The 13,135-nt window shown below is 71.9% G+C and carries 16 protein-coding genes; 4 read left to right on the top strand and 12 right to left on the bottom strand.

Annotation, left to right across the window (positions count from 1 at the left end):
- Positions 1-10: 10 nt before the first annotated feature.
- Positions 11-484 carry a MaoC family dehydratase gene (locus tag PV796_RS38240; RefSeq protein WP_274918391.1) on the top strand — a complete coding sequence of 158 codons (474 nt, stop codon included), beginning with the start codon at positions 11-13 and terminating at the stop codon, positions 482-484.
- Between the two features lie 40 nt (positions 485-524).
- Here the strand turns inward: PV796_RS38240 and PV796_RS38235 are convergent, their stop codons facing one another.
- Complete coding sequence (locus tag PV796_RS38235) at positions 525-1,166, bottom strand: LysE family translocator (protein ID WP_274918390.1); 642 nt, start codon at positions 1,164-1,166, stop codon at positions 525-527.
- A 96-nt stretch (positions 1,167-1,262) separates the two neighbouring features.
- On the opposite strand from PV796_RS38235, the gene PV796_RS38230 reads away from it, so the two are divergent.
- Complete coding sequence (locus tag PV796_RS38230) at positions 1,263-1,814, top strand: DUF3995 domain-containing protein (RefSeq protein ID WP_342456944.1); 552 nt, start codon at positions 1,263-1,265, stop codon at positions 1,812-1,814.
- On the opposite strand, the gene pcaB is transcribed toward PV796_RS38230, so the two are convergent.
- The 5 genes from pcaB to PV796_RS38205 form a co-directional block, all read right to left on the bottom strand.
- A complete protein-coding gene (gene pcaB, locus PV796_RS38225) occupies positions 1,786-3,159 on the bottom strand; it encodes a 3-carboxy-cis,cis-muconate cycloisomerase (RefSeq protein ID WP_274918389.1) in 1,374 nt (457 codons plus the stop codon). The two genes, PV796_RS38230 and pcaB, sit on opposite strands and share 29 nt — an antisense overlap.
- Positions 3,156-3,746, bottom strand: a complete 591-nt coding sequence (pcaG, locus tag PV796_RS38220) for a protocatechuate 3,4-dioxygenase subunit alpha (RefSeq protein WP_274918387.1) — start codon at positions 3,744-3,746, stop codon at positions 3,156-3,158. Before pcaG ends, pcaB begins: the two co-directional genes overlap by 4 nt.
- Position 3,747: 1 nt before the next feature.
- Positions 3,748-4,521 carry a protocatechuate 3,4-dioxygenase subunit beta gene (gene pcaH / locus PV796_RS38215; protein WP_274918385.1) on the bottom strand — a complete coding sequence of 258 codons (774 nt, stop codon included), beginning with the start codon at positions 4,519-4,521 and terminating at the stop codon, positions 3,748-3,750.
- A 68-nt stretch (positions 4,522-4,589) separates the two neighbouring features.
- Positions 4,590-5,264, bottom strand: coding sequence for a CoA transferase subunit B (locus PV796_RS38210; protein WP_274918383.1), 675 nt, complete (start codon positions 5,262-5,264; stop codon positions 4,590-4,592).
- Positions 5,264-6,046, bottom strand: coding sequence for a CoA transferase subunit A (locus PV796_RS38205; RefSeq protein WP_274918381.1), 783 nt, complete (start codon positions 6,044-6,046; stop codon positions 5,264-5,266). Before PV796_RS38205 ends, PV796_RS38210 begins: the two co-directional genes overlap by 1 nt.
- 159 nt (positions 6,047-6,205) lie before the next feature.
- Between PV796_RS38205 and PV796_RS38200 the strand changes: the two genes are divergently transcribed.
- Positions 6,206-6,676 (top strand): MarR family winged helix-turn-helix transcriptional regulator, encoded by a 471-nt coding sequence (locus tag PV796_RS38200; RefSeq protein ID WP_274918379.1) that lies wholly within the window; start codon positions 6,206-6,208, stop codon positions 6,674-6,676.
- A 108-nt stretch (positions 6,677-6,784) separates the two neighbouring features.
- Here the strand turns inward: PV796_RS38200 and PV796_RS38195 are convergent, their stop codons facing one another.
- Both PV796_RS38195 and PV796_RS38190 read right to left on the bottom strand, forming a co-directional pair.
- Positions 6,785-7,195 (bottom strand): chaplin, encoded by a 411-nt coding sequence (locus PV796_RS38195; RefSeq protein ID WP_376564018.1) that lies wholly within the window; start codon positions 7,193-7,195, stop codon positions 6,785-6,787.
- 37 nt (positions 7,196-7,232) lie between these two features.
- Positions 7,233-7,463, bottom strand: coding sequence for a hypothetical protein (locus tag PV796_RS38190; protein WP_274918377.1), 231 nt, complete (start codon positions 7,461-7,463; stop codon positions 7,233-7,235).
- A gap of 201 nt (positions 7,464-7,664) precedes the next feature.
- On the opposite strand from PV796_RS38190, the gene PV796_RS38185 reads away from it, so the two are divergent.
- Positions 7,665-8,471, top strand: coding sequence for a HipA family kinase (locus tag PV796_RS38185; RefSeq protein WP_274918376.1), 807 nt, complete (start codon positions 7,665-7,667; stop codon positions 8,469-8,471).
- 41 nt (positions 8,472-8,512) lie between these two features.
- On the opposite strand, the gene PV796_RS38180 is transcribed toward PV796_RS38185, so the two are convergent.
- The 4 genes from PV796_RS38180 to PV796_RS38165 form a co-directional block, all read right to left on the bottom strand.
- Positions 8,513-10,387: a glycoside hydrolase family 15 protein gene (locus PV796_RS38180; protein ID WP_274918375.1), complete on the bottom strand. Its 1,875-nt coding sequence runs from the start codon at positions 10,385-10,387 to the stop codon at positions 8,513-8,515.
- A gap of 5 nt (positions 10,388-10,392) precedes the next feature.
- Complete coding sequence (locus PV796_RS38175) at positions 10,393-10,656, bottom strand: hypothetical protein (RefSeq protein ID WP_274918374.1); 264 nt, start codon at positions 10,654-10,656, stop codon at positions 10,393-10,395.
- Between the two features lie 48 nt (positions 10,657-10,704).
- Positions 10,705-11,631, bottom strand: coding sequence for a LysR family transcriptional regulator (locus PV796_RS38170; protein ID WP_274918373.1), 927 nt, complete (start codon positions 11,629-11,631; stop codon positions 10,705-10,707).
- 90 nt (positions 11,632-11,721) lie between these two features.
- The gene (locus PV796_RS38165) at positions 11,722-13,077 is read right to left on the bottom strand and encodes an MFS transporter (protein WP_274918371.1); all 1,356 of its coding nucleotides are present in this window, start codon (positions 13,075-13,077) and stop codon (positions 11,722-11,724) included.
- Between the last annotated feature and the right edge of the window lie 58 nt (positions 13,078-13,135).

Raw genomic sequence — 13,135 nt, 5'->3', positions numbered from 1 at the left:
AGGAGAACAGATGCCCCACCGCGTCAAGAACGGCCGCACCGTCAACGGCCTCGACGAACTACGGAAGTTGGCCGACAGCGACCTCGGCACCAGCGACTGGATCACCGTCACCCAGGACCGGATCGACGGCTTCGCCGACGCCACCGACGACCACCAGTGGATCCATGTCGACCCCGAGCGGGCCGAGGACGGCCCCTTCGGCGCGCCGATCGCCCACGGTCATCTCACCCTCGCGCTCTTCATCCCGCTGTTCACCCAGCTCCTGGACGTCCGCGGCGTGACCACCAAGGTCAACTACGGGCTGAACAAGGTCCGTTTCCCGGCACCGGTGACGGTGGGCGCGCGACTGCGGCTGGCCGCACGCCTGGCCACCGTCGACGAGGTGCCCGGCGGCGTGCAACTCACCGTCGACGGCACGATGGAGATCGAGGGCGGCACGAAACCGGCCTGCGTCCTCCAGAGCCTGTCCCGCTTCCTCCTTTGACGCCCGCCGCCGACGCCCGCCTTCGCCCCGCGCGCCGCGTTCAGTCCGCGCGACCGGACGCGGCCACCGTCACCCCGAGGCCGATCATCGCCAACCCACCGGCACCACCGACCGCCGACAGCCGCCGGGGCGAGCGCGCGAACCAGGCCCGTGCGGCCCCCGCGGCCAGCCCCCAGACGCTGTCGCAGGCCATCGCGATCAGGTTGAACACCAGCCCGAGCAGCAGCATTTGCCCCGCCGCGCCGCCCCGCTCACGGTCGACGAACTGCGGGAGCACGGCGGCGAAGAACACCATGGTCTTGGGGTTGGCCACCCCGACCGCGAAGCCCTCCCAGAGCGTGCGCAGGCCGCCCTTGGCGGTCCCCCGCTCGGCGGCGAACTCGGCCTGGAGTGCGCCGCGTTGTCGCCACGCCTTCACCCCGAGATGGACGAGATAGGCCGCGCCCGCCAGCTTCAGCGCGGTGAAGAGGAGGAGGGAGCGTTCCACCAGTGATCCGAGCCCGAACGCCACGGCCAGGATGAGCACATAGCAGCCCAGGGTGTTCCCCACCACGGTGGTCAAGGCGGCGCGGCGGCCGTGCGCCAGCGCCCGCCCGATGACGAACAGCACGCTGGGTCCCGGGATCACGATCAACAACAACGACATGCCCGCGAAGGCCAACAACCGGTCGGCTGACACCATGCCGCCCATCCAAGCACGCACCCACGAAGGACTCCACCGGGTTGCGGCAAGACACCGGTGGCGCCGGCGCACCTCGGGGCACACCGGGACAGTGGCATGCTCCTCTCCATGCATGAAGATCCGCAAAACAGGGCGACGTCGGGGATACCGGGGTTATGGGGGCGTAGCGCGTGTGCCTGGTCGGTCGCGTTCGCCGCGCTCCACTTCTACTGGGCGCTGGGCGGTAGTTGGGGCCTGAGCGTCGCGGCGGGGCCGCTGGCCGGTGAGCGTCCCGGGTGGTTCGTGGCAGTGGGCTTGTGGGGTGTGGGAGCGCTCTGCCTTGTCGGTGGCGGGCTGGGATGGCGGCTCTCCAGGCCGCTGCCTGGTGGCCCGGCAGAGTCGGCGATCCGGGCTTTGGGGTGGTGCGCCTGCGCCGTGCTGCTGGTGCGTGGTATCGCCATCGAGGTGATGCTGCTGATCGGCACGGCGGGCCCGGAGAGGGACATCAGCCCGGCTCAACGGCTGTGGACGCTGGCGTTGTGGAACCCGTGGTTCCTGGTCGGCGGTCTCGTCTTCGGCCTGGCCGCCCGGGAGTTCGGACGGGCGCGGGGCCCGCGTGGCGATGCCACCCGACAGTCGCTCACGACCTCCCGAGGGCCCGATCAGTGAGGGCCGCCGCCGCTCCGGTGTAGTGGGCGGGGTCGGCCAGTGCCCCCAACTCCACGCCCTCCAGGGCAGGTTCGGCGGCGAGCGCCTCGGCCAGGGTGCCTCCCTGGGTCCGGACCGTGATCGCCGCCTCGGTCACCAGGCGGCGCGCTTCGGCCCGGCCCAGTCGGCCGGCGAGGACGGCGGACAACCGCTCCGACACGATCATGCCGTCGGTCAGCTCCAGGTTGGCGCGCATCCGCGCCGGGTGCACCTGGAGGCCGTTGACGAGCTCCGCGGCGTCCCGGGCCGCGCCCCCGGTCAGGCGGAGCAGGTCCCGCAACGTCTCCCACTCCGCGTGCCAGGCACCGGCGGGCCGTTCGTCCTCCGCGGCCAGGCACCCGTAGAGGACCGCGGCCAACGCGGGCGCCCGGCGCGCCGCGGCGGCGAGGAGCGCGGCCCGCACCGGGTTGGCCTTGTGCGGCATGGCCGACGAACCGCCGCCGGCTCCCTCGCTCACCTCACCGACCTCGGTACGGGCGAGGACCAGCACATCGGCGGCCATCTTGCCGAGCGCCCCCGCGGCGAAGGCGAGGCCGCCGGCGAGCTCGGCGAGCGGAGTGCGCAGGGTGTGCCAGGGCAACTCGGGCTCGCGCAGCCCTACTTCGCGGGCGTACGCCCGGAGCAGCCTCAGCACGGCATCCGTGGGGTCCGACACCCCCTCGCCCTCCGCATACGCCTGACTGGCCGCCAATGTCCCCGCGGCGCCACCCAGTTGAGCCGGCAGCGCGGATCGCACCGCGGTGAGCCGGTCACGGGCGTCGAGTACCAGGCTGCGCCACCCCGCGGCCTTGAGACCGAAGGTCGTCGGGACGGCGTGCTGGGTGAGGGTCCGGCCGGGCATGGGCGTCGCGCGGTGCTCGGCGGCGAGGCGGGCCAGGGCGCCGGCCGTGCGCTCCAGGTCGTCCAGGACTGGCCCCAACGTCCGGTGGGCGACCAGCATCGACGCGGTGTCGAGGATGTCCTGGCTGGTGGCGCCGCGATGGACGTACGGCGCATGGCGCTCGTCCACCGCGGCGGTCAGCGCGGCGACCAGCGGAATGACCGGATTGCCGCCGGAGCGCCCGCGCAGCGCGAGGTCGCGGGCGTCGAAGCGGTCCGCGTGGGCGGCCGCGTCGACGGCCCGTGCCGCCTCGGCGGGGGCCAGCCCGACGGTCGCCTGGGCCCTGGTCAGGGCGGACTCGGCGTCCAACATCGCCTGGAGATAGCCGATGTCCGCGGTGGCGGCCTCGGCCGGCGTCCCGACCGGTCCCGGCGCGAGCAAACCGAAGTCGCCCTGCCTGCCCTGCTCATGACGCTCCACACTCATCCGAACTCCAAGAACACGGTCTCCGCGTCGCCCTGCAAGCGGATGTCGAACCGATGGGTGCCCCGCGGCTCGGCGGTGGCCAGCAGCGTCGCGCGCCGTTCGGGTGGCAGGCCGTCCAGCAGTGGGTCCGCGGGCATCGGTCGTCCGTCCGACTCCGGCAGGTAGACCCGGGTGAACAGGTGGCGGGTGAGGCCACGGGCGAAGAGGCAGACCGCGAGGTAGGGGGCGCCCTCGCCGCGGGCGGCGGGCCGTAGTGTGCGGATCGTCCAGTGGCCGTCGGCGTCGGTCGGTACGCGGGCGAAGCCGGTGAAGCCGACGCCGTCCCGGCCGAGGAAGCCGCCGGTGGCCGGGTCGCGGCGCAACGACCCGGCGGCGCGCGGCAGTTCGCCGTCCGGTCCGGGTCCCCAGAATTCCAGCAGCGCGTCGGGGACCGGGGCGCCGGCGCCGTCCAGGACGTGGCCGTGCAGGGTCAGCGCGTCGGGGTGTCCGTGCGGGGCCGCGTCACCGCCGTCGGGGAACGGTAGGGCGTATCCGTAGAACGGGCCGATGGTGTGGGCGGGCGTCGGCAGCGCGGGGGGCGGCGTCATCTCAGCGTCCCTCCTCGATCCAGGTGGCGGTGGGCCCGTCGAGCACGATGTCCCAGTGGTAGCCGAGGGACCACTCCGGCCGCGACAGGTCGTGGTCATAGCGGGCCACCAGCCGTTGCCGCGCTGCCTCGTCGGTGACGGACTGGAGGATCGGGTCGCGCGCGAAGAGCGGGTCGCCGGGGAAGTACATCTGGGTGATCAGCCGCTGGGTGAACGCGGCCCCGAAGAGCGAGAAGTGGATGTGGGCGGGGCGCCAGGCACCGGTGTGGTTGCGCCAGGGGTACGCGCCGGGCCTGATCGTGGTGAAGGCGTAGCCGCCGTCGTCGTCGGTCAACGTCCGGCCGACGCCGGTGAAGTGGGGGTCGAGCGGGGCGGAGTGCTGGTCGCGTTGGTGGGCGTAGCGGCCGGCGGCGTTGGCCTGCCAGATCTCGATCAGTTGGCCGCGTACGGGGTGGCCGGCGCGGTCCAACAGGCGGCCGCTGACGGTGATCCGTTCGCCCAGTGGCTCGCCCGGGTGCTGGCGGGTGAGGTCGTTGTCCAGTTCGGTGACGTCGGTCTCGCCGAAGACGGGTGAGGCCAGTTCGACGGCCTCCGGGTCCCGCTCCAGTGCCACGAGGATCGGCGGCCGCTTGGGGTGGCGCAGTGCGCTGGAGCGGTAGGGCGGGTAGTTCCGGGCCGGGTGGTGGGTGCGCGGGACTCCTCCGGCGACGGCCTCCTCGTACGCCGCCCGCCCCCGCGCGATCTCCCGGTCGATGTCGCCTTGCGTCGCTGTCATGGGTGGTGAACTCCCTTGGTTCGATGGCCGCGTGGGCTCCCGCGCTCAGTGCCTCGCCTGGACGCCGCTCACCGGCGCTCTTCCGGATCTCGACCGTCCGCCGCGGTCCGGTCCGGTATCCGGACCGGTGCGGCGGTCCTCTCGACGATCTCCTCGACCGTGACGCCCGGCGCCCGTTCGACGAGTACGAAGCCGCCTCCGGTGACGTCGAGCACGCCGAGGTCGGTGATGACCCGGTCGACACAGGCCCGGCCGGTCAGCGGGAGCGTGCAGTCGCCGACCAGTTTGGCCGAGCCGTCCTTGGCGCTGTGCGTCATGACGACGAGGACGGTGCGGGCGCCGTGTACCAGGTCCATGGCGCCGCCGATTCCGGTGATCAACTTGCCGGGGACGGCCCAGTTGGCGAGGTCGCCGTGGTGCGAGACCTGCATCGCGCCGAGCACCGCGACGTCGATGTGGCCGCCGCGGATCATGCCGAAGGAGAGGGCGGAGTCGAAGTAGGCGGCGCCGGGCAGGACGGTGACGGTCTCCTTGCCGGCATTGATGAGGTCGGGGTCGAGTTGGTCCTCGGTGGGGTACGGTCCGGTCCCCAGGATTCCGTTCTCGGATTCCAGGATCACCTCGACGCCGTCGGGCAGGTAGTTGGGGATCAGCGTCGGCAGTCCGATGCCGAGGTTGACGTACTGACCATCCGTCAGCTCCAGGGCGGCGCGGGCGGCCATCTCCTCGCGGCTCCACGGCATCAGCGCGCCCCCTTTCCCGATGTCTCCGGCACGGCGACGGTGCGCCGTTCGATCTGCTTGTCGGCGGCCTGCTCCGCGGTGAGCGCCACGACCCGTTGGACGAAGATGCCCGGCAGGTGGACGTGGTCCGGGTCGATCTCACCGGGCTCGACCAGTTGCTCCACCTCGGCAATGGTGACTTGTCCGGCCATCGCGGCAAGGGGGTTGAAGTTCCGCGCGGACTTGGCGAAGACCAGATTGCCGTGCCGGTCGCCCCGGGCGGCCCGGACGAGCCCGAAGTCGGTGCGGATTCCGTGCTCCAACACGTAGCGGCGCCCGTCGAATTCCCGCACCTCCTTGGGCGGCGAGGCCACCGCGATCCCGCCCGAGCCGTCGTAGCGCCAGGGCAGTCCCCCGTCGGCGACCTGAGTGCCGACCCCGGCGGGGGTGTAGAAGGCGGGAATGCCGGCGCCCCCGGCGCGCAGCCGCTCGGCGAGCGTCCCTTGCGGGATCATCTCGACCTCCAACTCGCCGGCCAGGTACCGGCGTGCGAACTCCTTGTTGGCGCCGATGTACGAGCCGGTGACGCGGGCGATCCGGCCCGCGGCGAGCAGCACGGCCAACCCCCGGTCCATCGCGCCGCAGTTGTTCGACACGATGCCCAGTCCCTCGACGCCCTTGTCGTACACGGCGTGGACGAGCACGTCGGGCACCCCGCTGAGCCCGAAGCCGCCGACGGCCAGCGTCGCCCCGTCCCGCACGTCGGCCACCGCCTCCGCGGCCGAGGCCACCACCTTGTCCATCCGCCCCTCCTCTCGACGTCAAATACTCAGCACACTGACTATCTCTCGTCAGTTCGGCAGCGTGGCATGATGAGATGACAAGGGCAAGACCCTCAGTGCAATGAGGATTGCGCGGCGAGTGTCGCGCAGCGCACACCGCCCGGGAGGAGCAGGATCGCCGTGCCCCCGCTCGATCTCAGCACCCACCCCGGCCACTTGGCCCGTCGGCTGCAACAGGCGCACACGCTGCTGTGGACCACGATGGTTTCGCAGGACGTCACGTCTCCGCAGTTCGCGGTGCTCAACACCCTGGTCGGCGCGGACGGTCTGGACCAGCGCACCGTCGGCGAGCGGGTCGGCCTGGATCGCTCCACCATCGCGGAAGTGGTCCGCCGGTTGGTCACCCGCGGCCTGGTCGACAAGGTCCGGGACACCAGGGACGCCCGACGTTCCGCGCTCCGCCTCACCACGGAGGGCACCCGCCTCCACCGCAGGCTCTCCGCACGAACGGCCCGGATGAACGAGATCTTCCTGGCCCCGCTGGACCCCCAGGAGCGGTCCACTTTCCTGGAGTTGCTGCAACGGGTCTCCGACGCGGCCGAGGACCTGCGTACCCCCACCACCCGCCCACCGGAGCGACCGGCGCCGTGAACCCCGCGGCTCGCCCCCGCCCGCACAACGGACCCGCCCCGTCCCTGACCGAGGAGATCGGAACAGGGACGGGGCGGGTCCGTCGCGTCGAAGCCGTGGCTCAGCCGCTCAGTGGCGACCGCCACCGTGGCCGTGGCGGCCCTTGTGGTGCTTGAAGTGGCCGTTGAGGCAGTGGTTGCCGAAGGCCGGGTTCAACACCCCGATGACATCAACGGTGTTGCCGCACAGGTTGATGGGAACGTGCAACGGGATCTGGATGACGTTGCCCGAAATCACGCCGGGCGAACGGACGGCGCTGCCTTTTGCGCCGCTGTCGGCGAAGGCAGCCGAACTCCCGCCCAGAGCAGTGGTGGCCGCGAGAGCAGCCATGGCGGTAATTCGAGTGATCCGTGACATTCCGAACCTTTCGATCATTCCAAGCGGCCCATTGCCGCTCTCTGCTCTTCCCTTCGGCATACGGAACGTCGCCATTAGGACAGTGGCCAACAGTTCGCTCTTTCGCGCTGTTTCCTCCGGCATGGGCGTGTCATTCCCGGCATCGACCTTGCGCTGCGCCTCAGGCGTCGCCGCCGGCCCGCCCGGTCGCCTCGGCGTGCCGGTCGCGGGCCCGCCGCAGGGCGGCGTCGAAGTCGCGCTGGGTGTCGTCGCACCAGTGCAGCAGGTCGGCGAGGACGCACTGCAAGGTCTCGCCGGGGCTGCGGCGCCAGCCCTCGGCGGACAACGTGTACGCCTGCAACGCCTCGTTGACGCGCCGCACCGCCGCATCGCGACTCTCCATGCCGGTCATGCCGCCCCTTTCCCTCACGTCAACTCCCGCTCGCTCGCGGGCACATCGGCCATCGGGCGGCGAGTATCGGCGCCGCCCGCACCCAGAAAAGAGTAACGCATTCCATGTTTACAGTAGGATCCAATGAAGTCGATGCGGTGCGGGTGACCCGGGAGGTGGTCGTCGGGCGCCCACGGCGGATCTTGGGAGGAGGACGGGGCTATGACCTCGGCATCAGGGGGGCTGCGGGCGGTGACGGCCGTCCGGTATGTGACGCCGCTGCGCAGTGGTGGGTCGGTGCCCGGCGTCGTCGAGGCGGACGACCTGGGGACCTACGTCGTCAAGTTCACCGGCTCGGCGCAGGGGCGGAAGGCACTCGTCGCCGAGGTCATCGTGGGCGAGTTGGCGCGGCGACTCGGGCTGCGGGTACCGGAGTTGGTCCTGGTCCACTTCGATCCGGAGGTCGCCAGGGAGGAGCCGCATCAGGAGGTGCAGGACCTGCTGCGGGCCAGCGCGGGGCTCAACCTCGGCATGGACTTCCTGCCCGGGGCGGCCGACTTCACGGCCGATGCGGTGGACGTCGAGCCCGCGGAGGCGGCCCGGATCGTCTGGTTGGACGCGTTCACCGCCAACGTCGATCGCACCACGCACAGTCCCAACCTCATGGCCTGGCCGAACTCCGGGCACCAGCGGCCCCGGCTGTGGCTCATCGACCACGGTGCCGCCCTGGTCTTCCACCACCGTTGGGACACCGCGGCGGACGCGGCGGGGCGGGCGTATGACTTCCGGCACCATGCGCTCGTCCACCATCGGCCCGATGTGGCCGCCGCGGACGCGGAGTTGGCGCCGCGGGTGACCGCCGGGCTGCTGCGCGAGGTCGTTGCCGCGGTGCCCGATGCCTGGCTCGTGGGCGAGCCGGGGTTCGCGGCGCCGGAGGAGGTCCGCGACGCCTATGTCGCTCATCTCGCGGCGCGCGCCCGGGAGTCGGGGCGTTGGCTTCCGGCGGGGTTCGCGGCGCGGGACGCCTGACGGCGCAGACGCTTGGCGCCGGAGGCGCGGCTTGCCCGCCGTCAGTGGCGCCAGGTGCCGAGTCGTCCTGGTGGGGCGTCCCACCTCGGTGCTCCGTCCCGCTGCCGGTCCAGGGCGTCGTCCAGCGTGGTGGCGGCCATGATGAGGGACAGGTGGGTGAATGCCTGCGGAAAGTTGCCCAACTGCTCGCCGCTGGGGCCGATTTCCTCGGCGAAGAGGCCGACGTGGTTGGCGTAGGTCTGCATCTTCTCGAACGCGTAGCGTGCCTGGCGGAGGCGGCCGGCGCGGGCGAGGGCGTCGACGTAGAGGAAGGTGCACAGGCTGAAGGTGCCTTCGGAGCCGCGGAGACCGTCGGGCGAGGCGAGCGGGTCGTAGCGGTAGACGAGGCTGTCCGACACCAGGGTGCGTTCGATGGCGTCCAGCGTCGACAGCCAGCTCTCGGTCTTGGGTGCGAGGAAGCCCAGGCGCGGGAGGAGCAGGAGCGAGGCATCGAGCACCGTGCCGCCGTAGTGCTGGACGAGGGCTCGTTGTTCCGCGTCCCAGCCGCGCTGCATCACCTGTTCCAGGATCGCGTCGCGGGCGGCGGTCCAACGGGCGGTGTCCGCGGGCCGGCTGTACTCGGCGGCCAGGCGCAGGCCCCGGTCGAAGGCCACCCAGGACATCATCCGGCTGAAGGTGAAGTCCTTGCGGCCGCCGCGGGTTTCCCAGATGCCCTCGTCGGGGCGGTCCCAGGAGCCGGCGAGCCAGTCCAGCGTCCGGGCGAGGTTCTGCCAGCCGTGGTAGCCGGCCCGCATGGCGATCTCCCGGCCCTCCGACAGGGCGTAGAGCGCCTCGCCGTAGATGTCCAGTTGCAGTTGGCCGGTGGCGGCGTTGCCGACGCGCACGGGGGACGAGTCGCGGTAGCCGGCGAGGTGCGGCAGGAGTTCCTCGGGGAGGTCGGGGTCCCCGTCGACGCGGTACATGATCTGGAGCGGTTCGTCCCGGCCGCCCTCCGGGGGCTGGAGGCGGTCTCCCAGCCAGTGGGTGAACTGCGCCGCCTCCTCGGCGAATCCCAGGTCGAGGAGGGCCCGTACGGAGAGTGAGGCGTCGCGGACCCAGGTGTAGCGGTAGTCCCAGTTGCGTTCGCCGCCGATCTGCTCGGGCAGGCCCATGGTGGCCGCGGCGACCGGTGCCCCGGTGGGGGCGTAGGTGAGCAGTTTGAGGGTGATCGCCGAGCGGTGCACGACTCCCGGCCAGCGGCCGCGGTACCGGGAGGTGAGGATCCAGCGTTGCCAGAACTCCACGACCTGCCAGAAGCGTTCCTCGACGGCGTCCGGGGTCAGGGGTGGCGGGGTCGGTGCGTGCGGCGCGGCGTCGACGGTGAGGACGGCCGCGGCCAGCTCTCCGGCGCGCAGGGTGACCGTGCCGCACACGTCGGTGCCGTCGGGGCGCAGCGGGAAGGTGCTCTGGAGGTGTGCGGTCAGGCCCGGTGCCCGGAAGGTGGCGGTGTCGTCGCGCAGGTCGCAGGTGTGGTCGGCCCGTGCGTAGTCGAAGCGCGGGCGGCATTCCAGGTCGAAGCGGACCGTGCCGCGGACGGCTCGGGCGCCGCGGATCAGCACGTGCCGGTCGGACGGGGTGCCCGTGCGGTCGGGCGGCATGAAGTCGAGGACCTCGCCGACGCCGTCGGGGGACATGAACCGGGTCACGAGGACCGCGGTGTCCGGGTAGTAGAGCTGTTTGCAGGTGCGGCTGCCCCGGTCTTCGGGGGCGAAGCGGAAGTGGCCGCCGCGGTCGTGGTCGAGCAGGGCGGCGAAGACGCTGGGCGAGTCGAACCGGGGCGCCGGGAACCAGTCGACGACCCCTTGGGAGGAGATCAGCGCGGCGGTCTGTAGGTCCCCGACGACTCCGTGGTCCGCGATGGCTGGGTACCGTTCCATGATCATCACGCTTCCGGGGTGCGCATACCTCCACTGTCCGCTCCCGCCGTCCGGCGCGCGAAAGCGGAGGCAAGCACCGCGGCCGCTCTTGCGGCGCCGGCCCGGCTCCACCGGCCGCCCGCGTCGCCTCCCGCGGGCCGCATGGCCGCGCTCATGAACGCGGTGGCCACCGCCACGGAGAGCGGGGTGGTACGCACGGGCGCCCCGAGGGTGCGGGCGAAGGGGCCGCCGCCGGCGATCATCACCTGCACGCGATCGCTGACGATCATTGCGCGACGGTCACCGCCCGGGTCCTCGCGCGCCGAACGGCCGCCCGCTCAGACCTCGGTGGGCCGGAGGGCGATCTCCCGCAGTACGTCCATGACGGCGCGAGCGCGGGCGGTCTGGGTCATGCCCCCCAGGGAGGCGATCCTGACTTCGAGCGGCGGCCCGCCGTCCCGGAGGGGGAGTTCCGCGATCTCGCCGCCGCCGTAGGTCTGGCTGGTCGCCGGCCGCTGGTTGAGCACGGAGTAGCCCAGTCCGCGTGCCACCAGGGAGCGCACGGTCTCGTAGCTCCGGGTGCGGTAGCGGACATCGGGCGCGGTGCCGGTGGCGGCCACCAGCGAGCGGAAGTAGTCGCGGCTGTGCGGGAGGTCGAGGAGGACGAGCGGTTCCCCGGAGAGTTCGGCCAGCTCCAGGCTGTCCCTACCGGCCAGCGGGTGGTCGGCCGCCACGAGCACGTACGCCGGGGCGTGGGCGATGGTCTCGTCGCGCAGGTCCGGCTCGGCCGACAGACCGAGGTCGTAGGTGAGGGCGAAGTCGATGCGTCCCGCCGCCAGGGCCTGGACGAGCTGGTCCGTCTCCCCCTCCACGACGTCGATCTCGATGCCCGGGTGGCGTCGGGTGCACTCGCTGAACAGGGGTGGCAGGTAGTAGGGGGCCAGGGTCACGAAGCAGCCGACGGCCACGGGTCCGGAGAGGGACTCGCCGTCTCCCCGGGCCTCTCGTTCGACCTCGCGGGCGCGGCCGAGCAGTTCCCGCGCCTGTTGCCGGAGCCGCTCCCCGGCGGGTGTCAGCGTCAGGCCCCGGCCCCGTCGGCGGATGAAAAGCTGCACCCGCAGGTCCCGTTCCAGGTTGTGGACGGCCGTGGAGACGGCGGACTGGGCGATGCGCAGCTCCGTCGACGCCTCCGTCATCGAGCCGCGTTCGGCGGCGACCAGGAAATAGCGGAGCTGAACGAGCGTGAAACCCACTGGTGATGTCATGCGTGGCCCTTGTGCCTGGTGATCCGGTTGGTGCCGACCCTAATGCGGCCCCGGCCGTGGCCCATCGGGCAGGCCCGGATGTGGCGCCGGTCAACGGGCCTGAAGGGACTCCGCTTCGGACACGTCCTCGGGGTGCAGCAGGGAGGAGCCGACCGTCTCCCGCAGGGACAGGGCGGCGACGAGACCGCCGGCGGCGAACACCATCAGGTACGGGCCGGGTACCAGGGTGCTGCCGGTCGCGGAGATGAGCACGGTCATCAGGTACGGCACGGTCCCGGCGAACAGGGCGGCGGTGAGGTTGTAGGCGACGGACAGGCCGCTCTGGCGCGTGCGGGTGGGGAAGACCTCCGCCGACCACACCGCGTACGTGCCGAGGATCGCCGCCAGGATCACACCGAGCAGCAGACCGGCGCTCCACGTCCCGACGGGACCGGTCCGCATCAGCAGAAAGGCCGGGGTGGCGACGACCAGCAGGGTGGCCGTGGCCCCGACGAACACCGGCTTGCGCCCCACCCGGTCGGACAGCAGCCCGAACAGCGGCACGAGCACGAGGCCGAGCAGCGAGATCGCCGTGGACAGCAGGGCGGCGTTGCCGGCCGAGCGCCCCAGGTGGTCGGTCTCGTAGGTGACGAGGTAGGTCAGCACCGCGTAGAAGGGCACGTGCATGGCCGCCATCAGACCCGCCGCCTGGAGCAACTGCCGCCTGTGACGGCGCAGAAGCTCCCGCGCGGGGCTGCGCGGAACGGAGCCGTTGACTTCGAGCGTGCGGTACTCCGGGGTGTCCTCGATCTTGTTGCGGATGACGAAGCCGACGACGCCCAGCGGCGCGGAGACGAGGAAGGGGATGCGCCAGCCCCAGGAGGTCAACTGGTGGGCGTCGAGCTCCGTCGACAGCAGCAGGAAGACGAACGAGCCGGCGAGGAAGCCCAGGAGGGAGCCGACCTCCAGCCAACTGACGCCGAATCCGCGGCGGCGCCGGGGTGCGCTCTCGGCGAGGAAGCTCGCCGCGCTGCCGAACTCGCCGCCCGCGGCGAAGCCTTGGACGAGGCGCAGGACCACCAGGAGTGCGGGGGCTGCGATGCCGATCGAGGTGTAGCCGGGCAGCAGACCGATCCCCAGGGTGGCGCCGGACATCAGGAAGATGACCAGCGACAGGGTGCGCTTGCGGCCGATCCGGTCGCCGAGCGGCCCGAACACCAGGGCGCCGATGGGTCGGATGCCGAAGGACACGGCGAACACCCCGAACACGGCGAGCAGTCCGCTCGTGCTGTCCTCGGCCGGGAAGAACACGGTCGCGACGGTGCCGGCGAGATAGGCGTAGGCGGCCCAGTCAAACCAGTGGACGAACACGCCGACGGCTCCCGCGATGACGCTCCTGCGCAGGTCGACCACGTCGGTCGGCACGGCGACTTCGGTCCCTGCGGTGCCGCTGTTATGGGTGCGCATGCGCGCCTCCTTGTGAGGACGGGGGAAGGGGCCTGAGCCGTGCGGGTGCCGGCGGCGG

The sequence above is a fragment of the Streptomyces sp. WZ-12 genome, assembly GCF_028898845.1.
Lineage (GTDB): Bacteria > Actinomycetota > Actinomycetes > Streptomycetales > Streptomycetaceae > Streptomyces.
Note: the sequence above shows the minus strand (reverse complement) of the source record. Positions and strands in the feature narration are given on the sequence as shown.

Coding starts and splice junctions, on each gene's coding strand:
- PV796_RS38185 (WP_274918376.1), top strand. CDS start 7,665: ATGACCTCGGCATCAGGGGGGCTGCGGGCGGTGACGGCCGTCCGGTAT.
- PV796_RS38205 (WP_274918381.1), bottom strand. CDS start 6,046: ATGGACAAGGTGGTGGCCTCGGCCGCGGAGGCGGTGGCCGACGTGCGG.
- PV796_RS38190 (WP_274918377.1), bottom strand. CDS start 7,463: ATGACCGGCATGGAGAGTCGCGATGCGGCGGTGCGGCGCGTCAACGAG.
- PV796_RS38240 (WP_274918391.1), top strand. CDS start 11: ATGCCCCACCGCGTCAAGAACGGCCGCACCGTCAACGGCCTCGACGAA.
- pcaG (WP_274918387.1), bottom strand. CDS start 3,746: ATGACGCCGCCCCCCGCGCTGCCGACGCCCGCCCACACCATCGGCCCG.
- pcaH (WP_274918385.1), bottom strand. CDS start 4,521: ATGACAGCGACGCAAGGCGACATCGACCGGGAGATCGCGCGGGGGCGG.
- PV796_RS38170 (WP_274918373.1), bottom strand. CDS start 11,631: ATGACATCACCAGTGGGTTTCACGCTCGTTCAGCTCCGCTATTTCCTG.
- PV796_RS38195 (WP_376564018.1), bottom strand. CDS start 7,195: ATGCCGGAGGAAACAGCGCGAAAGAGCGAACTGTTGGCCACTGTCCTA.
- PV796_RS38210 (WP_274918383.1), bottom strand. CDS start 5,264: ATGCCGTGGAGCCGCGAGGAGATGGCCGCCCGCGCCGCCCTGGAGCTG.
- PV796_RS38230 (WP_342456944.1), top strand. CDS start 1,263: ATGCTCCTCTCCATGCATGAAGATCCGCAAAACAGGGCGACGTCGGGG.
- PV796_RS38235 (WP_274918390.1), bottom strand. CDS start 1,166: ATGGTGTCAGCCGACCGGTTGTTGGCCTTCGCGGGCATGTCGTTGTTG.
- PV796_RS38165 (WP_274918371.1), bottom strand. CDS start 13,077: ATGCGCACCCATAACAGCGGCACCGCAGGGACCGAAGTCGCCGTGCCG.
- PV796_RS38175 (WP_274918374.1), bottom strand. CDS start 10,656: ATGATCGTCAGCGATCGCGTGCAGGTGATGATCGCCGGCGGCGGCCCC.
- PV796_RS38180 (WP_274918375.1), bottom strand. CDS start 10,387: ATGGAACGGTACCCAGCCATCGCGGACCACGGAGTCGTCGGGGACCTA.
- pcaB (WP_274918389.1), bottom strand. CDS start 3,159: ATGAGTGTGGAGCGTCATGAGCAGGGCAGGCAGGGCGACTTCGGTTTG.